The organism is Paraglaciecola sp., from assembly GCF_039942875.1.
Classification (GTDB): Bacteria; Pseudomonadota; Gammaproteobacteria; order Enterobacterales; family Alteromonadaceae; genus Paraglaciecola.
Genome location: NZ_JBDVBQ010000024.1, coordinates 21136 through 44068, shown reverse-complemented (window position 1 = coordinate 44068; position 22933 = coordinate 21136). Strand labels below are relative to the sequence as shown.

General features: G+C 39.7%; 22 protein-coding genes and 1 tRNA gene. 12 read left to right on the top strand and 11 right to left on the bottom strand.

The genetic code is table 11. The annotated features are described in order from the left end of the window. Positions 1–8: 8 nt before the first annotated feature. From ABJE44_RS06660 to ABJE44_RS06650, 3 genes are read left to right on the top strand one after another with little or no spacing between them, the layout of a single operon-like run. Positions 9–1271 carry a cyclopropane-fatty-acyl-phospholipid synthase family protein gene (locus ABJE44_RS06660; protein ID WP_348112285.1) on the top strand — a complete coding sequence of 421 codons (1263 nt, stop codon included), beginning with the start codon at positions 9–11 and terminating at the stop codon, positions 1269–1271. Next, positions 1249–1785: a DUF2878 domain-containing protein gene (locus tag ABJE44_RS06655; RefSeq protein WP_348112284.1), complete on the top strand. Its 537-nt coding sequence runs from the start codon at positions 1249–1251 to the stop codon at positions 1783–1785. The genes ABJE44_RS06660 and ABJE44_RS06655 overlap by 23 nt, the downstream gene beginning before the upstream one ends. After that, a complete protein-coding gene (locus ABJE44_RS06650; RefSeq protein ID WP_348112283.1) occupies positions 1782–2306 on the top strand; it encodes a DUF3833 domain-containing protein in 525 nt (174 codons plus the stop codon). The genes ABJE44_RS06655 and ABJE44_RS06650 overlap by 4 nt, the downstream gene beginning before the upstream one ends. A gap of 28 nt (positions 2307–2334) precedes the next feature. Here the strand turns inward: ABJE44_RS06650 and ABJE44_RS06645 are convergent, their stop codons facing one another. From ABJE44_RS06645 to ABJE44_RS06635, 3 genes are all read right to left on the bottom strand, one after another. Continuing rightward, entirely contained in the window at positions 2335–3537 is a 1203-nt protein-coding gene (locus tag ABJE44_RS06645) for an HDOD domain-containing protein (protein ID WP_348112282.1), read from the bottom strand. Between the two features lie 203 nt (positions 3538–3740). Next, positions 3741–4067: an RnfH family protein gene (locus ABJE44_RS06640; RefSeq protein ID WP_348112281.1), complete on the bottom strand. Its 327-nt coding sequence runs from the start codon at positions 4065–4067 to the stop codon at positions 3741–3743. A 4-nt stretch (positions 4068–4071) separates the two neighbouring features. Continuing rightward, on the bottom strand, positions 4072–4503 hold the full coding sequence (locus ABJE44_RS06635) for a type II toxin-antitoxin system RatA family toxin (RefSeq protein ID WP_348112280.1): 432 nt from the start codon (positions 4501–4503) through the stop codon (positions 4072–4074). A gap of 139 nt (positions 4504–4642) precedes the next feature. On the opposite strand from ABJE44_RS06635, the gene smpB reads away from it, so the two are divergent. Beyond that, positions 4643–5119: an SsrA-binding protein SmpB gene (smpB, locus tag ABJE44_RS06630; protein ID WP_133470877.1), complete on the top strand. Its 477-nt coding sequence runs from the start codon at positions 4643–4645 to the stop codon at positions 5117–5119. 401 nt (positions 5120–5520) lie between these two features. Here smpB and ABJE44_RS06625 read toward each other — a convergent pair. From ABJE44_RS06625 to ftsH, 6 genes are all read right to left on the bottom strand, one after another. Then, positions 5521–5605 (bottom strand) — tRNA-Leu (locus tag ABJE44_RS06625). Positions 5606–5619: 14 nt separating this feature from the next. Further along, positions 5620–6018, bottom strand: coding sequence for a preprotein translocase subunit SecG (secG, locus tag ABJE44_RS06620; RefSeq protein WP_133470878.1), 399 nt, complete (start codon positions 6016–6018; stop codon positions 5620–5622). A gap of 9 nt (positions 6019–6027) precedes the next feature. Continuing rightward, a complete protein-coding gene (gene tpiA, locus ABJE44_RS06615; RefSeq protein ID WP_348112279.1) occupies positions 6028–6774 on the bottom strand; it encodes a triose-phosphate isomerase in 747 nt (248 codons plus the stop codon). 99 nt (positions 6775–6873) lie between these two features. Then, positions 6874–8214: a phosphoglucosamine mutase gene (gene glmM / locus ABJE44_RS06610; protein ID WP_348112278.1), complete on the bottom strand. Its 1341-nt coding sequence runs from the start codon at positions 8212–8214 to the stop codon at positions 6874–6876. 1 nt (position 8215) lies between these two features. Beyond that, complete coding sequence (folP, locus tag ABJE44_RS06605) at positions 8216–9046, bottom strand: dihydropteroate synthase (RefSeq protein WP_348112277.1); 831 nt, start codon at positions 9044–9046, stop codon at positions 8216–8218. A gap of 92 nt (positions 9047–9138) precedes the next feature. Further along, positions 9139–11082 (bottom strand): ATP-dependent zinc metalloprotease FtsH, encoded by a 1944-nt coding sequence (gene ftsH, locus ABJE44_RS06600; protein ID WP_348112276.1) that lies wholly within the window; start codon positions 11080–11082, stop codon positions 9139–9141. Between the two features lie 456 nt (positions 11083–11538). Between ftsH and yhbY the strand changes: the two genes are divergently transcribed. After that, the gene (yhbY, locus tag ABJE44_RS06595; protein ID WP_348112275.1) at positions 11539–11835 is read left to right on the top strand and encodes a ribosome assembly RNA-binding protein YhbY; all 297 of its coding nucleotides are present in this window, start codon (positions 11539–11541) and stop codon (positions 11833–11835) included. A gap of 91 nt (positions 11836–11926) precedes the next feature. Here yhbY and ABJE44_RS06590 read toward each other — a convergent pair whose 3' ends face one another. After that, positions 11927–12418 carry an FKBP-type peptidyl-prolyl cis-trans isomerase gene (locus tag ABJE44_RS06590; RefSeq protein WP_348112274.1) on the bottom strand — a complete coding sequence of 164 codons (492 nt, stop codon included), beginning with the start codon at positions 12416–12418 and terminating at the stop codon, positions 11927–11929. An 88-nt stretch (positions 12419–12506) separates the two neighbouring features. Further along, the gene (locus tag ABJE44_RS06585; RefSeq protein WP_348112273.1) at positions 12507–14894 is read right to left on the bottom strand and encodes an AAA family ATPase; all 2388 of its coding nucleotides are present in this window, start codon (positions 14892–14894) and stop codon (positions 12507–12509) included. 377 nt (positions 14895–15271) lie between these two features. Between ABJE44_RS06585 and leuS the strand changes: the two genes are divergently transcribed. From leuS to mrdA, 7 genes are read left to right on the top strand one after another with little or no spacing between them, the layout of a single operon-like run. After that, complete coding sequence (leuS, locus tag ABJE44_RS06580; RefSeq protein ID WP_348112272.1) at positions 15272–17863, top strand: leucine--tRNA ligase; 2592 nt, start codon at positions 15272–15274, stop codon at positions 17861–17863. A 5-nt stretch (positions 17864–17868) separates the two neighbouring features. Further along, entirely contained in the window at positions 17869–18411 is a 543-nt protein-coding gene (gene lptE, locus ABJE44_RS06575; RefSeq protein WP_348112570.1) for an LPS assembly lipoprotein LptE, read from the top strand. Then, a complete protein-coding gene (gene holA, locus ABJE44_RS06570; RefSeq protein WP_348112271.1) occupies positions 18411–19445 on the top strand; it encodes a DNA polymerase III subunit delta in 1035 nt (344 codons plus the stop codon). Before lptE ends, holA begins: the two co-directional genes overlap by 1 nt. A 3-nt stretch (positions 19446–19448) precedes the next feature. Continuing rightward, on the top strand, positions 19449–20141 hold the full coding sequence (gene nadD, locus ABJE44_RS06565) for a nicotinate-nucleotide adenylyltransferase (RefSeq protein WP_348112270.1): 693 nt from the start codon (positions 19449–19451) through the stop codon (positions 20139–20141). A 53-nt stretch (positions 20142–20194) separates the two neighbouring features. Further along, complete coding sequence (gene rsfS, locus ABJE44_RS06560) at positions 20195–20512, top strand: ribosome silencing factor (RefSeq protein WP_133470890.1); 318 nt, start codon at positions 20195–20197, stop codon at positions 20510–20512. 18 nt (positions 20513–20530) lie between these two features. Continuing rightward, positions 20531–21001: a 23S rRNA (pseudouridine(1915)-N(3))-methyltransferase RlmH gene (gene rlmH / locus ABJE44_RS06555; protein ID WP_348112269.1), complete on the top strand. Its 471-nt coding sequence runs from the start codon at positions 20531–20533 to the stop codon at positions 20999–21001. 2 nt (positions 21002–21003) lie between these two features. Further along, positions 21004–22929 (top strand): penicillin-binding protein 2, encoded by a 1926-nt coding sequence (mrdA, locus tag ABJE44_RS06550; protein ID WP_348112268.1) that lies wholly within the window; start codon positions 21004–21006, stop codon positions 22927–22929. The last annotated feature ends 4 nt before the right edge of the window (positions 22930–22933 follow it).

Genomic DNA, 22933 nt, shown 5'->3' with positions numbered 1-22933 from the left:
GGTAATTAATGGAAAATACACAAACATTAAGTTCGACTATTCAATTAGATTGGTGGACCACAAAATGTAGAAAATTAGTTTTTGATACTCTCAACTCTTTACAAGATGCGTGTATTGAAATTCAAGAAGCCAACACTACTTATCAACTTGGCAACCGCGACGCTTTACTGACATCTAAAATTCTAGTGTTGGACTCGAGCCTATACAGAGACTTCGTTCGAGGTGGCTCAATAGGAGCAGCAGAAGCATTTATCGCCCATAAATGGACTAGTCCAAATTTAACTCGTTTAATTCAAATTTTTGCCAAACACCAACAGCAGTTAGACAAAGTTGAAGATTCGATTTCATGGCCAGCTAAAGTCAAAAATAAGTTGGCGCATTTAGCTAACAAAAACTCTCAAACAGGTTCAAAGAAAAATATCCTTAGTCATTATGACTTAGGAAATCATCTTTACACTCAATTTTTAGACAACACTATGATGTATTCGGCCGCTATGTTTGATGAAGAACATCAAACTTTAGAAGCGGCTCAAAACAATAAACTAAAAATAATCTGTGAGAAGTTAGAACTGAAGCCAAGTGATCACCTGGTCGAAATTGGCACTGGTTGGGGCAGCCTGGCTATTTATGCTGCCAAACATTATGGCTGTAGAGTTACCACTACCACTATATCAGACGCTCAGTATGAATATGCTCAGGCGCAAGTCAAAAAGAACAAGCTAACTGAACAAGTAACTTTGTTGAAGAAGGATTATAGAGAACTAAGCGGCACCTATGACAAGTTAGTGTCAATTGAAATGATTGAAGCGGTAGGTCATGAGTTTTTACCTACGTTTTTTAAAAAGTGTAACTCCCTGCTGAATGACTCTGGGAAGATGTTATTACAAGCCATTACTATCGCTGACAACCGTTACGATCATTACCGTAAAAGTGTCGACTTTATCCAACGTTATATATTCCCCGGCGGATGCCTACCTTCAGTTCAAATTATTAGTAAACAATTTGCTGAGCAAAGTGACATGGTTATCGACCATGTTGAAGATATTGGATTACATTATGCTCGCACCCTTAACCATTGGTACAAAAACTTTAATCAGAATTGGTCAATATTAGCAAGCTCGGGTTTTGATGGACAATTTAAACGTTTATGGAACTACTACCTTTGCTATTGCGAAGGCGCCTTTTTAGAAAGAGCTATTAGCACACATCACATAACCGCTAGAAAAATGAACTTTATTGGCAAAAACGATGCGTCAGTTTTGGATTATTAATGGCATTCTTTTTCAGCTAGCTTGGTTTGCAGCTGCATTATTAACTCAGTATGCAGCTTTTATAATTAGCTTTATCTTAATTTTACATTTTGTATGCAGTGATAAAAAACTCTGGGATGCCAAGTTATTAATCTTGGCGCCAATAGGATGGTTAACCGACTCACTGTTAATTCATTATTCCGTCATCACAACCGAGAGTGGCTGGATACCTGTTTGGCTAATGCTGTTATGGTGCGTTTTTGTGGTGTCTTTAAACCACAGTTTATTTTGGTTGCAAAAGCTCAAATTACCCTTGTTGATCCTGGTAGGTGCCATATCAGGGTGTGCTAGTTATACCGCAGCTATACGATTTGGGGCAATAGATACAACTTTGGATTTAATTAAACAAGTTATTTATTTCGCTGTGGCTTGGGCAGTATTACTGCCACTGTTAGTTCACCTATCACTGCGGCTAAACAGAAATACCACGGCTGATAGTAAGACCACTGATAAACACTTATTTGAGACAAAATGATGAAAACTTATCAACTTCTTTTTATAGCACTATTATTATTAAGCTGTTCTAGTGCACACATTGATAGCTATCAAAACACCACACCTGAACTAAAGCTCAATGAATTTTTTAACGGAGAATTAGTCGCTCACGGAATGGTATTGGATATGAATGGTGACCTAACTCGCCGATTTGTAGCCAATATATCAGGCACGTGGCAAGGCAAGAATGGTACCTTAGATGAACAATTTATTTATGATGATGGTGAAACCGACACTAGGGTTTGGAAGCTAACTGAATTAGAAGATGGTAGCTATCAAGGTACCGCAAATGATGTAATTGGTATAGCCACTGGTAAATCTGCCGGATCTGCATTTTATTGGCGATATGACTTAGAAATAATGGTAGACGGTGAACCGTTAGTGGTAACACTAGACGACTGGATGTATCTGATTGACAAAGATGTATTATTAAATAAATCGCAAATAATAAAATACGGATTAGATGTAGGTGAAGTAATTTTATCCATTCGTAAGCTGTAATTGTATGCTTAATTTAAGATATGTAAGACTAATCGATATAATTCATCACTTCATCGGCCCACTTTAAAGCCTCTTGATAACAACGGTTTAATGCAGTTACTTCATTTTGGCTGAAATTATCCAGGACCTCATTATCTAATCGTTCCATACCGATCGAGAATGTAAGTAACTCACCTAGCTCATTGTTTTTGAAAAGCAAAGCTATTTTGATATTTTCATCTAACTTTAGATGCTCAAGAATCAATTTCATTTCAATTTCGAATATCGCCTCGATGCCAGATAATAATCCTAAAAGAAAGCATGAAGATGGCTCAAAGGGTCTGCCCCTAGAGTACAAGGATAACGTTTTAGCTCTTATCAATATACTCCTGAATAATTCGGCGGGTGCAGTAGAAACAGAAACCAATGACAAAATAATAGCCCACTGCTTTACAGTGGCTAACCCTAAAATAATAACGGCGTCTTTAACTGAGGTAACTTCTCTAACTAATTGATAAAGGGGACAGTTTATCAAACCCAATATCTTAAGCACTAAGCCCACATCTCTGGAGATAAGCTCAGCAACCTCTTCTACTTCTATGTCGTCTCTACTCAATTCGGACAGTAGATGTAATACTGCATATTGATTAGCTCCTATTTTTTTCCCTTTGACGATACTTGGGCGCTCTAAAAAATAGCCTTGAAATAAATCAAATCCCATTTCAATACATTGAGTAAACATATTTTGGTCTTCAACTTTTTCAGCTAATAGCAAACACCCAGTTTGCTTTAAAGTAGGCAGAGCTTTATCTAAGCTTTTAAAATCGACATTTAACACGTCAATTTTTATAACACTTAGGTATTTGAAATAGGCTTCTTTTGATTGCTCAAGAATATAGTCGTCTAATGCAAACTTAAACCCCTGACGTTTAAAATCACGAACGCGTGTAAGCACTTGTTCAGTTGGTTCAACATCTTCTAGAATTTCAAAGGTAACGTTTTGAGGGGCAATCGGGAAAAAATCATCTGCTAATAAAAACTCTTCATCAACATTTACAAACATAGGCAAACCGAGGTTCATATTACTACTTAGTAAAGTAGTACAAGCATTAACAAGCAGTTCTCGTGTTGAAGGTTTTGAAACACCTCTGCGAGAGTCAGGAATATCACTACGATACAATAGCTCATGGGCATATAAATAACATTTGCCATCAAATATTGGTTGTCTTGCCAATAACACAGATTTACTCATGAATTACCTTTCAATGCGGGCTTTACTATTAGCCATTATTTTTCGTGGTGGCACGATAGAGATACTTGGGATAGTAGACGTAATAGCTCGCTTAATTGTAACTTTAACTTACATAACTTTAACACAAATGACGAGTTTTTTTGGTTTGTACACATTTTAGAGAGAAACAAAAAAGGAAGGAGAAACCTACTTAATTATTTATATTATGCCCTTCCCCCCGTAACCTTATTTGCACGACCTTCTTCTTTAGCTTTTTCTGCCCGTCTTCTACGCACTTCTTTCGGGTCTGCAATGAGTGGGCGATAAATTTCAATACGATCGCCATCTTTTGGCACATCTGATGTTTTACACGTACGATTCCAGATACCCACTTTGGAGGTACTCAGTTTAATTTCGGGAAATTGAGATAAAATGCCAGATGATAAAATAGCTTGCTCAACTGTCACACCTTGTGCAACTTCAAACTCAAGTAAGGCTTGCTTCTGAGGCGTTCCATAAGCGACTTCAATTGTTATTGTCGTGTCTTGCATATCTTTACCCATAAACTTGCTTAGCTCGCTCTGTAAAAGCAACCACCATATTCGCAGCTATGGAATTAAAAATGCGACCGAAAGCCATTTCAACTAAACGACTAGAAAATGCAAAATCTAAATTCAGTTCTATTTTACATGCTGAATCACTTAGTGCTTGAATAGTCCAACCGCCTGTTAAGCTAGAAAAAGGGCCGTCGACTAAATTCATTTTAATATACTCGCCGCGCTTCAAAGCATTTTGAGTGGTAAACCACTGTTTCACCCCAGCCTTAGATATAAGCAATGACGCACGCATTTGCTCAGTATTTTGTTCCAATACTTTTGTATCTGCACACCCAGGAATAAACTCTGGATATTGTTGCACATCATTGATCAAATCAAACATCGACTCAGCGCTATAGCTAACCAATGCGCTGCGAGATACATTCGCCATTAATACTCCTAATCTTATATGGCTGAAAACCGCTGTAGCCTAGCATAATTGGGCAACATTATTAATACTTAAGGCCCTAGAATTAGTCTTTGTCATCTTTTTAGTTGTGCCTAAAAATACAATCTCTATAATACTCCCCATGAATAAAAAGAAGTCAAAAAACACTACCAACACTATCGCTCTGAACAAAAAAGCACGTCATCAATATAACCTTGAAGATAAGCTAGAATGTGGCATGGCCTTACAAGGTTGGGAAGTAAAAAGTATCCGCTCAGGTAAAATTAATATTTCCGAGAGTTATGTGACAATTGAAAAAGGCGAAGCCTTCTTGATTGGCTCTACCATTCAACCTTTAAACCAAGCATCTAGCCATGTGGTATGTGATTCTACACGTAAGCGCAAGCTGTTATTGAAGCAACGTGAACTAGATAAACTTATTGGCTCGGTCGAGCGCCAAGGTTACTCCCTAATTGCCACAGCCATGTACTGGAAAGCCAACTGGGTTAAATTAGAAATATATCTAGGTAAAGGTAAACATGAGCACGACAAACGTGACTCAGTTAAAGATAGAGATTGGGCTCGAGACAAAGAGCGCATGATGAAACATAAGGTCTAAACAGGCCTTTATCCACTCTTATTGCAATTACCTAAGTTCTATAAATGCATTTAGAACTGAATCTTCGCTAGGCCCTTGTTAACATTACAGCTTACCAATGTCATATTTCTAAGCTGTAAACACCATTATAGCAACCCACATATTTAAACCTCATAAAGATAACGATATAGACTAGCAAATATGGAAACCAATTAAGTTTGGCGGAAAATGTCAGATACTTGATGTTCGTTACAAGAGGCTTTGAGGATATAGCTCTGAAAATAAACAGACATTAAGTGATGTGTATTGCCCGTTTATCAAACTAGTCCGTGTCATTTGTCAAATTGTTACTTCGACTATAATAAACCAGCAGAAAAAACAAAGGCCTGTAACGAATAACGCTACAGGCCTTTACTTATATATGGTGCGGATGGGGAGACTCGAACTCCCACGGCCTAAGCCACAGCCCCCTCAAGGCTGCGTGTCTACCAATTCCACCACATCCGCGTAAACTTTATGAACTAAGAGTTTGGTACGTCGTCTTCTGTAATTGGCGACTCAACAACAGGTACATCTGAATTTTGCATCGTTTGTACAGCGTCATCACTTACAGGAATATCAGAATCTATAGTTTGCTCTACTGCTGGAGTTTCAAGGTTTTCCCACTCACCTAGGCCTTTTTCTTTGTCAGCAGTTTGGTTACCTAGAATCAAGCTAATAACAAAAAATAAAGTCGCTAATATTGCAGTAGTTCTTGTTAAGAAATTACCAGAGCCACCAGAACCAAAAACAGTGTTAGAGCCGCCACTACCAAAAGACGCCCCCATGTCAGCCCCTTTACCTTGTTGAATCAAGACAAAGCCCACCAACATAACTGCGACAATTAAATAAACAATAACTAATAACTCGTAAAAATCCATGTGCTGCCTCTACTGATTTGCCGCTAGGCAAATACTTAAAAAATCTTCTGGATTTAGACTGGCCCCGCCAATCAAACCACCGTCTACATCTGCCTGAGAAAATAATTCCTCAGCGTTACTACCCTTAACACTACCACCGTATAAAATAACAATTTTGGCAGCAATATCTGAATCTAATTTAGCTAAATGGCCTCGAACAAAAGCATGTACTTCTTGGGCTTGTTCAGGGCTAGCTGTTTTGCCTGTACCTATAGCCCATATAGGCTCGTAGGCTAAAACTATCTTTGCAAACTGTGCAATACCGACTTGTTTCAATACTGCATCTAGCTGAGTGGCAATATAGGTAAACAAAGTACCATCGTCTCTAATATCTTCTGGCTCACCAAAACATAAAATAGGTGTTAAATCTGCATTTAATGCTTTTTCAACTTTTTGAGCGACTATCTCGTTTGACTCAAAGTTATCTTCACGACGTTCAGAATGGCCGATAATAATATAACTACAACCAAACTCCTTAAGCATTGATACTGAAACTTCTCCAGTATGCGCGCCGGAATCAAACTGGCTCATATTCTGAGCACCTAGCTTAATACTGTCTGCAAACATTCCTAAATAAGGGAATGGAGGACAGATTACCGCATCCATATTGTCTAAACTTGCCTGTTCAAGCTGCTTTTCCATCTGCTTGACAAGTGCTTTATCGCCATTCATTTTCCAATTTCCAGCGACCATAGATCTTCGACTATTTATTTGCACTTTTTGCTCCTTATTGCGCCAATAAAAAAGCGCGCGAGATATTAACCAACCCAATGAAATTATACAAGAGACTTATATATTTATACGAATTATAACGGTCTATTTGCTCACTTTACGCACAGCTTCGGCAATATGTTTAGCCCATGAGGCTGAATCTTGTGCATCGTTAGCTTCCACCATGACACGGATCAGTGGTTCAGTGCCACTTTTACGCAGCAATACTCTGCCTCTGTCACCAAGCGCATTTTCTGCGTCGACAACCGATGTTTTTACATACTCATCTTCTAAAGGTGCACTACCTTCTTCAAATCTAACATTAATTAAGGTTTGAGGGTATTTTACCATGCCACGACTTAATTCATTAAGTGTCATATCGGCATTAAGCATTGCTGCCAAAATTTGCAAACCAGCAACAATCCCGTCGCCTGTTGAAGCTGCCGCTAAATTCAAGACATGACCAGACCCTTCACCACCTATCGACCAGCCTTTTTGTTTCAGTAGTTCCATCACATATCGATCGCCTACTGCACTTCGTACGAATGGCACACCTAACGTTGCCAAAGCGACTTCTAGGCCTAGGTTACTCATTACGGTTCCTACTACGCCCCCTTTCAGACGACCTGACTTAAGGGTATCTCTAGCTATCATATAGACGATTTGATCACCGTCGATAATATTACCTTTGTTATCAACCAGCATAATGCGATCGCCATCGCCATCCAATGCAAAACCTAAGTCAGCTTTGTTTTCAAGCACGCATTTGGTAATCGCCGCCATTGAGGTTGCGCCAACATCACGGTTTATATTTAAACCATTTGGATTGGTGCCTATTTCAATAACTTCAGCACCAAGCTCACTCAGGACATTTGGCGCAATGTGATAAGTTGCACCATGAGCACAGTCCACTACTATTTTTAAGCCTTTCAAAGATAAGTCTGAAGGAAAATTACCTTTACAAAATTCAATATATCGACCCGCAGCATCGCCAATACGTATAGCCTTGCCTAATTTATCTGAGGCAACACACTCCATAGGTTTATCCATTTGCTCTTCAATGGCAGTTTCGATCTCATCATCTAATTTCATGCCGTCAGCGGAGAAAAACTTAATACCATTATCATAATAAGGGTTGTGAGAAGCGCTAATAACAATGCCCGCTTCTGAACGAAAGGTTTTAGTAAGGTACGCAATGGCAGGAGTAGGCATTGGCCCTAATAACCCTATATTAATACCTGCTGCAGACAAGCCAGCTTCTAATGCAGACTCAAGCATATATCCTGAAATACGAGTATCTTTGCCAATTAACACTTTATTAGTACCTGTACTTGCTAGCACTTTTCCAGCAGCCCAGCCTAACTTCATAACGAATTCAGGGTTTATCGAACTCTCACCCACTTTCCCACGGATACCATCTGTACCAAAATACTTTCTTTCGCCCATTCTAAATATTCCTATAAGCGTTAATTGCGGTTACTACTTTAACAGCATCGACTGTCTCTTTTACATCATGCACTCGAATAATTTTCGCACCTTGCTCTAATGCCATAGTGGCTACTGCAACCCCACCAGCCAACCTTTGATTGACATCTCTTTGTAATAAATGTCCCAACATAGATTTTCTAGACATACCGACAAGTAAGGGAACATGTAACGTTTTAAACGCGGCCAACTCGGCTAAAAGTTGATAATTGTGCTCCAGCGATTTTCCAAAACCAAATCCAGGATCAACTATAATCTTTTCTTGATTGATCCCAATTTTTTGGCATGCGCGTATACGATCCTTTAAAAATGCCAAAACGTCATCAACAACGTTATTATATTTGGGATTTTGTTGCATTTTTCTAGGTTGCCCTTGCATATGCATCAAGCACACCGGAACATTTGCCTTCGCAGCGGCTTCTAAGGCCGTCCCCTCTTGCAAAGCCCTCACATCATTAATGAGTCCAGCTCCGGCAGTTACAGCTTCAGTCATAACCTTTGCCTTACTCGTATCAATAGAGACAAGGGTATCAAAGCGTTCATTAATGGCTTCGATCACTGGCAACACTCTGTCAAGCTCTTGCTGCAAGGTCACCTCATTTGCACCCGGCCTAGTAGATTCTCCACCGATATCAATGAAATCCGCACCTTCACCTAACATTAACTCGGTTTGCTTTAAGGCGTTATCTAAACCATTAAAACTGCCTCCATCTGAAAAGGAATCAGGCGTTACATTGAGGATCCCCATTACACGGGGTTGTGATAAATCTAAAAATTTATCTTTAAACTGCATAGAAAAATTTGTCTCTTTAAAAGAATGAAGCTTTACTTACAAAAAAACGCCTTGCTGCACCGGCAACAAAGCGTTTTTCTAGTTATTGTAGATTAATGTGTAGCGTCACCTGGTTTGCCAACATTAGGTTTGGGAGATTCCGGCTTCGATTCCTCTTTCTTATCTTCTGGAGCAACAGTTGCGCCACCAGAAGGCTTGTCTGAGTCATCGGTTTTTCCATCACGCACCCAATCTGCCGGCAAACGTACTTCTTTACGATCCATTAAATCATCGATTTGTTTTGCATCAATGGTTTCATACTTCATTAACGCATCTTTCATCGCTTCTAAAATATCCATATTGTCTTTCAATAAAGTTTCAGCAAGAGCGTAATTTCTATCAATTAACAACCTGATTTCGGCATCAATATCACGAGAAGTTTCAGCTGACATTGAAGAAGGAGCAGCCCCCATAAATGCTTCATTATCATCGTCTTTGTAATTGATTGGTCCCATTTTAGGAGAAAGTCCCCATTGGGTTACCATTTTACGTGCGATGTCAGTAGCGCGTTCAATATCATTCGATGCACCAGTCGTTACACCGGCTGCGCCTAATGTAATTTCTTCTGCAATACGCCCACCAAAAAGTGTCGCAATACGAGACTCTAGCTCTTCTCTTGACGAGCTGTATTTATCTTGTTCAGGTAAATACATGGTTACCCCTAAGGCTCGACCTCTAGGAATAATAGATACTTTATATACAGGGTCATGTTTAGGGACTAAGCGCCCCACGATAGCATGACCCGCTTCATGGTAAGCAGTATTGGTTTTTTCTTCTTCAGACATGACCATGGTCTTACGCTCAGAGCCCATCATGATCTTGTCTTTAGCTTTATCAAACTCATCCATGCTTACTACACGTTTATCTGTACGAGCTGCAAATAATGCGGCTTCGTTCACTAAGTTTGCTAGGTCTGCACCAGAAAAACCGGGGGTTCCACGAGCAATAAGGGATGCTTCGACATTGTCACCTAGAGGTACTTTGCGCATATGCACCTTCAGAATTTGTTCGCGACCACGAATATCTGGTAAACCAACCATAACTTGGCGGTCAAAACGACCAGGTCTTAGTAATGCAGGATCAAGCACATCAGGACGGTTAGTCGCTGCGATAACGATAATTCCTTCCGTACCTTCAAATCCATCCATTTCAACCAACATTTGGTTTAATGTTTGCTCTCTTTCATCATTACCACCACCATGGCCACCACCACGTTTACGACCAACAGCATCAATTTCATCGATAAAAATAATACAAGGAGCTGATTTTTTAGCTTGGTCAAACATGTCTCTTACGCGTGATGCACCCACACCTACAAACATTTCCACGAAATCTGAACCTGAAATACTAAAGAAAGGTACTTTAGCTTCACCAGCAATGGCTTTCGCTAACAATGTTTTACCCGTACCTGGAGGGCCAACCATCAACACTCCCCTTGGGATTTTTCCGCCAAGCTTTTGAAACTTGCTTGGATCTCTTAGAAAGTCGACTAATTCGCTTACGTCTTCTTTAGCTTCATCACAGCCTGCTACATCAGCAAATGTAGTTTTAATTTGGTCTTCACCCAGCAACCGGGCTTTGCTTTTACCAAATGACATTGCACCTTTACCACCGCCACCTTGCATTTGACGCATGAAGAATATCCATACCCCAATCAATAGAAGCATAGGGAACCATGAGATAAAAATTGAAGTTAATAACGAGGACTCTTCCGGCTCTTTACCGAATACAGCAACGTTGTTTTCGATCAATTGGTCCATTAAGGCTAAGTCTGTATATGGAATGATAGTGGTAAAAGCCTCACCATTTCGTTTAACACCCTTTATTTCTCCGGTGGTTCTATCGATGGTGGCACTACTCACTACTCCATTACTGACGTCTTTGAGAAAATGCGTGTAGTCTGTCGAAACCACTTTGGAATCATTTGATGAAAAATTTTGGAAAACTGACATCAATACAACAGCTATAACCAGCCATAAAATTAAATTTTTTGCCATGTCGCTCAAGTTATATAACCTCTAAAATTACGATTTTGTTTTGTCTAACCTGTATACCAGCAGACTACTATAATTTATATCATGCTGCTAGCAGATAAAGTTATCTGTAAGCCAGCGTTGTGATTCACTATTATAAGTTAACCCCCAACCATCACCTATAAAATGATGTCGTCCTTAATATCGACTTGGACATAGATACCTGTACGAAAATAAAGTCACTTTTGTTCAACTGCCAGTCTAAACTCCTACTATATGTAAAACTTAGGTCGGGCAGCTCTTACTTACCTTTAATCCACCCAATTTGCTGGCCCAATAGTTAAATTTAGTAAGCTATTTGAGTGTAAATTATTTTTTCCTTACTGAGAACTACATTCAAATTAGGAATAACAGTGAGATGGCGCTAGAATAGCGCTTTTCAACCATTCATCTTGAATAAATTTGTAAGAATTAATACCAATGACCTTATCGAACAAACAAAAGCAGTATTTAAAAGGCTTAGCACACTCTCTAAAACCTATAGTGCAATTAGGCAACAATGGCTTAACAGAGGGCGTAATGGCCGAAATCGAAGGAGCGATTAATCATCACGAGTTGATTAAAGTAAAAGTTCCTACTGATGACAAAGAAGAAAAGTCCCTCATTATGGATGCTATCGTAAGAGAAGCTGGAGCCGTTAAAGTACAGGCAATAGGACATACTTTAGTCATATACAAACCAAGTGACGAAAAGAAAATTGAATTGCCAAGAAAATAGACGCTTTTTAGTATCTACAGATGGTGATTAATTTAAACAAGGTTAATTAATCACCTACCGATTTTTATTTCAAAGACATAAACAGTCATCGTTAGTGATGATGTCCACCAACTCCATGGGCATGTCCATGCTCAATCTCTTCATCTGTTGCGGCCCTAACATCTACAACTTTTAGCTCAAACTGTAAGGTTTTACCTGCATAAGGGTGATTGATGTCGATGGTAACCATAAACTTACCTACTTTCACGATAGTAACTTCGCGTTGTCCCTGCTCAGTATTAACAACCGCCGTCATGCCCGCTTTCCATTTTGGCTTTTTATCTGCGCTCATTAAATGTTTAATAGATATTCTTTGCTCACTATCAGGTTGAAGGTCACCATAGGTCTCCGCCGCTTCTAGTACAACTTCAATCTCATCGCCTTTTTTCATAGACTCTAATGATTTTTCTACACCTACCATCATGTTGTTGTAACCATGTAGGTAAGCGATAGCTTCTTGATCAAAATTAGATTCCAACTCTTTGCCTTCAGTATCTTTAATTCGATATAGAAATTGCACCACTGTGCCTTTTGTAATTTGCATAAATTTTTTCTTAACCTTTTTTAATATTAACAACCCTACAATTACTGCTAACTCTCCTAGGAGCTATGAGTTTATCGGATTACATGAACTATTCGTCGTCAGCGCCTGCCACAATATTGGCGATATTAAGTAAGCTAGTCACTGCCATATAATTAATAGAAGCTTTAGGGTAACGCCCCCTACTATTTAACTCTCCTACTTCTTTGTCCATTAATAACGCCAAGGCTTCATCTACAGTTTCAACTACATAAACATGAAACTTCTGGGCTTTAACTGCCGCCAAAACTTTTTTGTCTAGCATTAAATTAACATGGTTAGATTTAGGAATAATCACGCCTTGAGTACCCGTTAAGCCTCTGTGTTCACATAGCTTGAAAAAACCTTCAATTTTTTCATTTACACCACCCACAGATTGAACCTGGCCATACTGATTTATTGACCCCGTTATAGCAAAATCCTGACGTACGGGGATGCTAGTTAGTGCAGAGATAAGTGCTACTAGTTCAGCTAACGAAGCGCTGTCTCCATCGATATGTCCATAGGATTGTTCAATGGCAATATTGGCAGATAAGGTTAAAGGGAATAGCTGCGCGTACTTGTAACCTAGATAACCTGTCAATAACATCACACCTTTAGAGTGAATTGGCTGACCTAATTCTACCTCTCGCTCAATGTCTACTACACCATTTGCCCCAGCATAAACAGTAGAAGTAATACGCGCCGGTGTTCCAAACATACTATCGCCCACTTCAAGTACGGTTAAGCCATTAACTTTACCTACATCTAGACCTTCAGTGGCAATAAGTATTTGTCCCTGTTTAATATCGTCAAGAACAGCCTCACTTACTCGCCCAGTTCTCTGGGTTTTAGCTGCCAGTGCAGCCTCGATATGGCCAACGTCTAACTCTTGACTAAGCTGTTTCTTGCAAAAAAAATCTGCTTCATGGAGCAATTCAATCACATCAGAAAAGCGAGCAGACAAACGTTGTTGATGTTCAGCCAAACGTAAACTGTATTCTACCAATCTATACATAGCTTTAGCTGAAATACTCTCTAGCCCTAAGCTGACTACTTGACTCCTCACTCGGCCAACAAAATCAAATAGGGTCTTTTTGTCTAAAGGAATTTCATGATCAAAATCAACTAATACCCTAAACAATTCATAAAATTCATCGTCGTAATCTTGAAGTGTGTAGTACAAGTCTCTAGAGCCCAACAACACCACTTTAACGTCAATAGGTATTTGTTGAGGGTTCAAAGTAATCGAGTTCACCATACCCACGTCATGCTGAGGTAAGTCCATTTTCAATCGCCCAAATTTCAAAACTAATTTTAACGTTTCCCAAACGTAAGGTTGATCTATCAGCTTATCCACGTCTAACAATAAATAACCACCGTTGGCTTTATGCATTGCGCCAGGACGGATCATACGATAATTAGTAAAAACAGAGCCTTGAACATTGGTGTATTCCATTCTCCCAAACAAGTTTTGATGGGTAGGGTTAGGTTCATACACCACAGGAGAACCACTGTTAATAGTATGAGAAACCAAAATATTGGGTAAATATTGCTCTTCTAAAATAGAACGTTTGTCATATTCATCATGCTTGTCATCTTTTTTATCGTCCGCTAACACTTCGACTACGGTTTCTACTAAGTGTGGCTTGAGCTGCCGTAGAAATTTTAATATTCCTAAGTCTGCAGTGTATTGGTGTTCTAAATCCTTCAATAAAGGTTTAATGCCTTGTTCTGCAGTTTCTTTTTTCAACGCTCTAAGACGCTCGGCAGTAGCACGTTTCCACTTAGGCAACTCAATCAACGCTTCACTTAGGGTATCTTCTAACACATCAATTAGACCGTAAAAGGTTTGCCGTTCTTGTTCTGAAACTTTTGCAAAATCTGCATCGGTAATGGGTTTGCCATCAATGATTGGAGAAAAGGTAATCGCCCCAGCCTCTTCATACATGGCAATACCCTGTTTTTGAGCTTCTTGCTCAACATCAGCAATCGCTTTGTCGTATCCTTGGTCAAACTCTCGTGTAATAGCGGCTTTTTTACGTTGATATCCGGGGTTATCGAAAGCAGCGGGAAAGGTATCTAACAGTTCATCAATCAAATGTCCTAAATCTTTTGCGAGTTTTTTACTTTCGCCAGCTGGTAATTTTAAAGCATAGGGCTCTCTCTCATCCTCAAAATTATTGATGTAACACCAATCATCTGGGGTAGAAGTTTTACTCACATATTTATCAATAAACTCATGAACTAAGGTGAAACGCCCCGTGGCTTGTTCTCCCATCACATATAAGTTGTAGCCTCTAGCATCAATTCCCAGTCCAAAAGACAGAGCCTCTCGAGCCCTACCCTGTCCAATAAATGTTGAACTTAAAGCGCTTTCGTCTTTGAGCGCCTGATTGATTAGCCTTCTGCTAGGCTTGGCAGTTAATTGCTGAAGTGTTAACGCGTGGTTACTTTGCATATAAAAATAAGGCGCCGACTAAATAGATAATTACCAAGTAGTGAAACCCGTAATTAACAAGCTGTCAAACGGATACGTGAAGTTACGTTATTTACTGGTTGATAATTAAACAAAAATCACTTTATAACTAGGTTTTAGCCCTTTCCAGCAATAAAGCAATTACGCGTTCGCCATTTAATCAAAGTAAAGTTAGTGTAAAATATCAGCAGTTAAATGCCATTATTCCTAATAACAATAAAAAGTTATTAAATAGCTCCATTAATAAGGGTTTTGCTATTGTTACTCACTAAGTCGCTAAGGTATTCTAACGAGCTAATTTTTCAATAATCATACGTAGGTCATTTGACCTGACTGACCCAGCGACACGGAACTTTTTAATGGCCGAAAAACAGTATCAACCTCAAATCATCGAAAAAGAGGTTCAAGCCTATTGGGAAACCCAAGAAACATTTAAAGCCACAGAGCAAGCAGATAAGGAGAAGTTCTATTGTCTGTCAATGTTCCCTTACCCCAGCGGTAGGTTACATATGGGTCATGTTCGTAACTACACAATTGGTGACGTAATTAGTCGTTATCAACGAATGTTAGGTAAAAATGTATTGCAGCCAATGGGCTGGGATGCTTTCGGGCTACCCGCTGAAAACGCCGCAATCAATCACAATACTGCCCCAGCTAAATGGACATACTCCAACATCGATTACATGAAAACCCAACTTAAAACATTAGGTTTTGGTTATGACTGGGATCGCGAAGTCGCGACTTGTAAGAAAGAATATTACCGTTGGGAACAGTGGTTTTTTACGCGCCTATTTGAAAAAGGCTTAGTTTACAAGAAGAACGCTACCGTAAACTGGGATCCAGTTGATCACACCGTGCTTGCCAATGAACAGGTTATCGACGGCCGAGGCTGGCGTTCAGGCGCAGTAGTTGAGCAAAAAGAAATTCCGCAATGGTTTATTAAAATCACAGATTATGCAGAAGAGCTAGTCACTGACTTAGAACAGCTTGAAGAATGGCCAGAACAGGTTCGTGCCATGCAGAAAAACTGGATTGGTCGTTCTGAAGGTGTAGAAATTACCTTTGAACTAGAACAAGCTGTTGCTGGCCAAGCAAACTTTGATGTGTATACCACTCGTCCAGACACTCTTTACGGTGTGACTTATGTAGCAGTTGCTGCACAACATCCTATTGCATTAGAAGCGGCAAAATCAAACAGTGAATTGGCTGCTTTTGTTGATGAATGCAAAAATACCAAGGTAGCAGAAGCAGAACTAGCTACCATGGAAAAGAAAGGCTGTGCCACAGGCTATTACGCAATTCATCCACTTACTGGCGACAAAGTACCTGTTTGGGTAGCCAATTTTGTATTAATGGGATACGGATCTGGTGCGGTTATGGCCGTTCCTGCTCATGATCAGCGTGATTGGGAGTTTGCCACTAAGTACCACCTCAATATTAAACAGGTCATTGCCTCACAAGGTGATGATGATTTAGATAAAGCTGCCATTACCGAGAAAGGTACTTTGATCAATTCAGCTGAATTCAATGGGTTAACTTCTCTAGATGCTTTCGACAAAATAGCTGAATTACTTAGCACTGAGAATAAAGGCAAAAAGAAAGTTAATTATCGCTTGAGAGACTGGGGCGTTTCTCGCCAACGTTATTGGGGCAGCCCAATCCCTATGTTAAATCTAGAGAACGGTGAATCTGTGCCTGTACCAAGCGAACAGCTTCCTGTTGAGTTGCCTGAAGACGTGCAAATGGACGGGGTAGTCTCCCCCATCAAAGCCGACCCAGAATGGGCAAAAACTGAGTTTAATGGCGAAGCCGCACTGCGTGAAACTGATACCTTTGATACCTTTATGGAATCATCTTGGTATTATGCTCGCTATTGTAGCGCACAAAATGATCAAGCCATGTTAGATCCAGAGCAAGCTAACTATTGGTTACCTGTCGATCAATATGTTGGCGGTATCGAGCACGCCATTTTACATCTACTTTACTCACGTTTTTTCCATAAATTAATGCGTGATGAAGGATTAGTTGAGTCAGATGAGCCATACAAACGCTTATTATGCCAAGGTATGGTTTTAGCGGATTCTTTTTATCGAGAAGATGCAGCTGGTAAACAGACTTGGTACTCACCGGCCGATGTTGATAGCGAAAAAGATGATAAAGGCCGCATTATTAAATCTGTGCTTAAAGCTGATGGCAAAGAAGTTGTACATGGCGGCATGACTAAAATGTCGAAGTCTAAAAATAATGGCATCGACCCACAGCAAGTTATCGATTTGTACGGAGCAGATACTATCCGTGTATTTACCATGTTTGCAGCGCCACCAGAGCAAACTTTAGAATGGGTTGATTCAGGAGTAGAAGGTGCACACAGGTTTGTAAAACGCCTTTGGACGCTAGTACAAGAAAACGTAGACGCTGGCGATATTGCACCACTAGATAAAGCAAACTTATCAAATGACCAGAAAAAGCTAAGACGCGTGATTCATAAGACCATAGAAAAAGTAACTGACGATGTGGGTCGTCGTCAGACTTTTAACACTGCTATTGCGGCCACTATGGAACTTCTTAACCATTTACAAAAAGCGCCTCAAGACAATACCCAAGACTTAGCTGTTTTGCGTGAAGGAATAGACACTCTAGTGCTTTTGCTTGCACCAATTGCACCGCATATCTGTCATGTTATGTGGAAAGACTTAGGTCATAGTGAAGGAGTAGAAACAGCACCTTGGCCCGTCGCAGATGCCGCAGCAATGGTTGAAGACGAAAAACTCGTTATTGTACAAGTAAATGGAAAAGTTAGAGCTAAAATCACTGTGCCTGCCGATGCTACAAAAGAACAAGTAGAAGCATTAGGTTTAGCAGAAACTAATGTACAACAACATACCGAGGGTAAAACTATTCACAAAGTTATTTATGTTCCAGGTAGATTACTCAATGTGGTAGCAAACTAACCGTGATGAAACTTATATTAGGGAAAGGTTTAGTATTATCAGCTTTAATGACATTGTTTTTATCTAGCTGTGGATTTAAGTTGCGTGGCGACTACAACTTACCTTCAGAGATAAAGCAACTTGAGTTAACCGCTGAGCAAAAAAACACTCCTTTATATAGGGTTTTGCGCAAACAGTTAGAAGGCTTTGATATTGAAGTCTTCGATAACGCTCTAAAAGCGAACATTTCTAATGATAATATCGATGCTAGAGTATACCTGAAGTCAGATCAACTAGAGAGACGACTATTATCATTGTTCTCAACGGGGCAAGTGGCCGAATACGAATTGGTCTATACCATTAAATATTTGATCCAACTGCCAGATAAAGATCCTCAAGTGATTGAATTCGATATAACCCGTGAATATCAAGACGACCCCGATGCGGTTTTGGCTAAATCTAGAGAATTAGACCTGATTCAAAAAGAAATGCGCCAAGCCGCCGCTTTACGCATTATCAGCCAATTGGCTAGCTCTTACACTAGCTGGCAGCAAGTAAATCATAGCTAATGCAAGTTTATCCTAATCGTTTTAATTTAACAGATACTAGCCACCTAAAGCCTTTTTATCTGATATTTGGTGAAGAGCCCCAACAAAAATTAGAATGCCTTGAGCAACTAAGAAAAGCGGCACTCGCTCAAGGATTTGATGAGCGCCAGTCCCTAGTTGCAGATAATCAATTTAGTTGGGATACCTTAATTGAAGCCACTCAAACCTTGTCATTGTTTTCTAGTAGACAAATCATTGAGCTTGAATTACCCACAGGTAAACCAGGTGCCGAAGGTAGCAAAGTCCTTACTTCCCTAACCGACAATATAAACCCAGATGTATTGTTGGTAATTCATGGCGGTAAAATTGATAAGGGTGTTCAAAATACCAAATGGTTCAAAGCAATAGATAAGCATGGAGTCTATGTTCCAAGCTATCCATTAGAAGGTAATGCCCTACATCAGTGGATTGGTAAGAAAATGCTTGATAGCGGCCTGCAAGCAAGCCCTCAGGTTTCTCAATTATTAGTAGAGTGTTGTGAAGGTAATTTACTTGCTGCGACACAAGAAATTGAAAAACTAAAATTACTTTACCCTAATGGAGCACCTACCTTTGAACAGGTTAGTGATGCGGTGGTTGACCAGTCTCGCTTCACCGTATTTCACCTAGTAGATGTTTTACTTTCTGGTGATCCTAAGAAAACCATTAAAATGTTGTATCGCTTAGAAAGTGAAGGGGTAGAGCCTACTATAGTTGCTTGGGCATTAACCCGAGAATGGCAAACGCTGCAAAATATCCTTTTTGATAAACAGCAAGGTAAAAATATTAATTGGAATCAATATCGTATTTGGAAAAGCAGACAATCTTTATACCAATCAGCCATGCAGCGTTTATCCCTCGATCACATGGCCTTATTACAAACAAAATTAGCTGCATTTGATGTAGCAATAAAACAAACTCAAGTGGTACGCCCTTACATAGAATTGTGCCACTTATGTATGATGTTTATGCCTTACTCCCTAGAAAATTTACCATTAGACTATGGCATAGAATAACCTATGGCTAAATGTGGAAAACAACTGGAAGCACCTTTAGGAATATTTGGTGGTACCTTCGACCCTATTCATAACGGGCATATATTTCCCACCCTTGAAGCCGCAAAAATTACTAGTATTAATAAAATTGCACTAACCCCATGCTTTGTTCCTAGCCATAAAAATGCGGCGACTGCGTCGAGTCAACAAAGATTAAAAATGGTCAAAGAAGTATGCAAAGATTATCCCATCTTTTATCCAGAGCCATTGGATATTAATCGTAATAAACCAACTTATAGCCTAGATACTTTAAGTGAATTAAGAGCCACATTCCCCAATACACCTTTATGCTTTTTCATTGGCACAGACTCCTTACTCAACATTTTTCAGTGGAATAGTTGGCAAAACCTATTTGAAATGTGCCATTTTATAGTTTGCACACGAAATAGCGAAGCGGTGAATAAACAGGCTGACTCTGCAAAGAATCAAATAATGCTTAATAATTTGTTACAGAAAAGGCAAGTTAAAGACCCTATTAACCTGCACAAAACCCTTGCTGGTCATATATATATGGCAAAGACATCCCCATTAAATATATCGTCGAGTGCCATCAGAAGAATGTTAACTACTAACCAGTCTGTAGAAAAGCTAGTCCCAACTAGCGTTAATCAATACTTGCGGCAACATAAGCTCTATCAGCAAGGTAGTAAACTCTGATAAACTATAGGCGAATGAAACTACCATTAACTTATAAACCTTAAGGAAACTCATTGGATCACGAACAACTTAAAGCCTTTGTCATTGCAAAAGCGGAAGATCTAAAAGCGAGAGATTTTATCGACCTAGATGTTGCAGAAAAATCTTCTGTCACGGAAACCATGTTGATATGTTCAGGCAACTCAAAACGTCATGTCGTGTCTATCGCAGAAAACGTTATTGTCGAAGCTAAACAGGCAGGTCTTGCTCCCCTAAGTGTAGAAGGTAAAGAAACTGGCGATTGGGTATTAGTCGACCTTGGTGATGTTATACTCCATGTTATGCAGGACGATGCTAGAGACTTTTACCAATTGGAAAAGCTCTGGAGCTAACAAAGGGAGTTAGTAGTCGTGCGGATCCAAATGATTGCAGTGGGTATGAAGATGCCTGCCTGGGTAGAGCAAGGTTATACCGAGTATAGCCGCAGATTCCCTGCCGATATGCCTCTTCAGTTAACTGAGATTGCAGCAGGTAAACGTGGCAAAAATGCCGACATCAAACGTATTCTTCAAAAAGAAGGCGAACTTACCTTAGCTGCTATACCCAAAGGCAATAGAGTTGTAACTCTTGAAGTTAATGGCACACCTTGGGACACCCCAAAATTAGCAAAAACAATGCAAAGTTGGCAGATGGACGGCAGAGATGTGAGTCTATTAATTGGAGGCCCTGAAGGGTTAGCCCCAGAATGTATAAAAATTGCGGAACAAAAGTGGTCTTTATCTAGTCTTACACTACCACACCCTTTGGTTCGAGTTATCGTGGCAGAAAGTTTATACAGGGCTTGGTCAATAAATAACAATCATCCTTATCATAGAGAGTAATCTTGCCTTCCAAGCGAATTCTGATAAAAGACCATACAGCTGAAGCTAACTTGTTTGCTTGGCGTTCACTAATAGGATTATTAGTGGTCTTTGCTATGATTGCTATGGTGTTAACCAACTTGTATTACTTACAAATTAGTAGTTACGAGGACTATCAAACTCGCTCAAATGGAAACCGAATTAAGGTACTTCCTGTTGCTCCCAACAGAGGCTTAATTTACGACAGAAATGGCGTACTTCTAGCTGAAAATCGTCCAGTATTTAGTTTGCAAGTTATTCCTGAGGAAACCAAAAACCTCAATTTAACCTTAGCTAGATTAAGCGTTTTACTTAAAATAGACGATGACGGCATAGCTGACTTTCATGCGGATATGAAACGGATCAGGCGATTTAAACCTGTAACCCTAATAAACCGACTCACTCCTGAAGAAGTAGCAATATTCTCAGCAAAACAACACTTATATCCAGGAGTTTCAATTGAAGCTCGCTTGGCAAGATACTACCCCTATGGCAGTGCCCTAACCCATGTTTTAGGGTATGTTGCAAAAATTAACAAGCAAGACTTACAAAAGTTAAGTGAAGCTGGTTTTGAAGCTAACTACGCAGCAACCTATGACGTAGGTAAACGAGGTATCGAGAAATACCATGAAGAACTATTACATGGAGAAGTGGGATACCAAGAAGTTGAAGTAAATAACCAAGGTAGAGTAATCCGCACACTTGACTTTAATCCACCAGTCCCAGGACAAGATATAGTGTTGAACATAGATGTGGAATTACAATTAGCAGCAGAAAAAGCCTTTGCGGGAGAGAGAGGCTCCATAGTCGCCATGGATCCCACAGATGGAGGCATTTTAGCGCTTTATAGTAGCCCAAGTTATGACCCCAACTTGTTTGTTCATGGAATCAGTAGTAAAAATTACAAAAAATTACTCAAGTCAGATAGGCCTTTATTTAACCGTGCAACACAAGGTCAATATCCTCCCGCATCCACGGTCAAACCCCTACTTGCTTTAGCTGGGTTAGAGGCTAAGGTGATAACGCCAGAAACCCAAATCAATGATTATGGAAAATATCAATTAAAGAACGTCGCACGAGTATGGCGAGATCATAATCCTTGGGGACATGGATTAGTGAATGTCACAAAAGCAATTGAAGTTTCATGTGACATTTATTTTTATGATATGGCATACAAGTTAGGAATAGACCGCATTAGCGGAAGCATGAGTGAATTTGGATTTGGAGACTACACTGGAATAGATCTTCATGAAGAAGCTGATGGGATTATGCCCAGCCGAGGTATAATAAAAGCGCTGTATAATCGGCCTTGGTATATTGGAGACACAATAAATATAGGTATTGGACAAAGCTACTGGACTACCACTCCTGTGCAACTTACCCAGGCTATTACGACTCTTGTAAACAAAGGAAAACGCATCATTCCTCAGGTTATTCGTGGTGAAATAAATCAAGGTGAGATAGTCCTGAACGCGATAAAAGAGCGGCGACCTATCGACATCAAGAATGAATATAACTGGGATGTTGTACTAGATGCAATGTACGGCACAGTAAATAGACAAGGTTCAGCCAGAAATGCATTTAAAGGGGCCCATTACATATCTGCAGGTAAAACAGGTACAGCCCAGTTAGTATCTATCGCTCAAGATGAAAAATATGATGCCACCAAGTTATCTAAGAAAAACCATGATAATGCTATGTATGTAGGCTATGCCCCTTATGACAATCCAGAAATCGTTATGTCTGTCGTGCTTGAAAATGCTGGTCATGGTGGCGCGCAAGCCGCCCCTATAGCACGGAAAATGATGGATAATTATTTTGAAGAGCGAACATTTCCTGAACATATTGTTATCGAACATCTTGGCCAATCTCCTCAGTCAAACCCACTAATTGAAACTGAAGGGGAATAAACAA

Bases quoted from the DNA above. Each gene is read 5' to 3' on its own strand.
- ABJE44_RS06590 (WP_348112274.1), bottom strand. From the start codon at position 12,418: ATGCAAATTACAAAAGGCACAGTGGTGCAATTTCTATATCGAATTAAA.
- nadD (WP_348112270.1), top strand. From the start codon at position 19,449: ATGGCTAAATGTGGAAAACAACTGGAAGCACCTTTAGGAATATTTGGT.
- ABJE44_RS06660 (WP_348112285.1), top strand. From the start codon at position 9: ATGGAAAATACACAAACATTAAGTTCGACTATTCAATTAGATTGGTGG.
- ABJE44_RS06650 (WP_348112283.1), top strand. From the start codon at position 1,782: ATGATGAAAACTTATCAACTTCTTTTTATAGCACTATTATTATTAAGC.
- lptE (WP_348112570.1), top strand. From the start codon at position 17,869: ATGAAACTTATATTAGGGAAAGGTTTAGTATTATCAGCTTTAATGACA.
- ABJE44_RS06585 (WP_348112273.1), bottom strand. From the start codon at position 14,894: ATGCAAAGTAACCACGCGTTAACACTTCAGCAATTAACTGCCAAGCCT.
- yhbY (WP_348112275.1), top strand. From the start codon at position 11,539: ATGACCTTATCGAACAAACAAAAGCAGTATTTAAAAGGCTTAGCACAC.
- smpB (WP_133470877.1), top strand. From the start codon at position 4,643: ATGAATAAAAAGAAGTCAAAAAACACTACCAACACTATCGCTCTGAAC.
- secG (WP_133470878.1), bottom strand. From the start codon at position 6,018: ATGGATTTTTACGAGTTATTAGTTATTGTTTATTTAATTGTCGCAGTT.
- ABJE44_RS06640 (WP_348112281.1), bottom strand. From the start codon at position 4,067: ATGCAAGACACGACAATAACAATTGAAGTCGCTTATGGAACGCCTCAG.
- glmM (WP_348112278.1), bottom strand. From the start codon at position 8,214: ATGGGCGAAAGAAAGTATTTTGGTACAGATGGTATCCGTGGGAAAGTG.
- ftsH (WP_348112276.1), bottom strand. From the start codon at position 11,082: ATGGCAAAAAATTTAATTTTATGGCTGGTTATAGCTGTTGTATTGATG.
- ABJE44_RS06645 (WP_348112282.1), bottom strand. From the start codon at position 3,537: ATGAGTAAATCTGTGTTATTGGCAAGACAACCAATATTTGATGGCAAA.
- holA (WP_348112271.1), top strand. From the start codon at position 18,411: ATGCAAGTTTATCCTAATCGTTTTAATTTAACAGATACTAGCCACCTA.
- ABJE44_RS06635 (WP_348112280.1), bottom strand. From the start codon at position 4,503: ATGGCGAATGTATCTCGCAGCGCATTGGTTAGCTATAGCGCTGAGTCG.
- folP (WP_348112277.1), bottom strand. From the start codon at position 9,046: ATGCAGTTTAAAGATAAATTTTTAGATTTATCACAACCCCGTGTAATG.
- leuS (WP_348112272.1), top strand. From the start codon at position 15,272: ATGGCCGAAAAACAGTATCAACCTCAAATCATCGAAAAAGAGGTTCAA.
- ABJE44_RS06655 (WP_348112284.1), top strand. From the start codon at position 1,249: ATGCGTCAGTTTTGGATTATTAATGGCATTCTTTTTCAGCTAGCTTGG.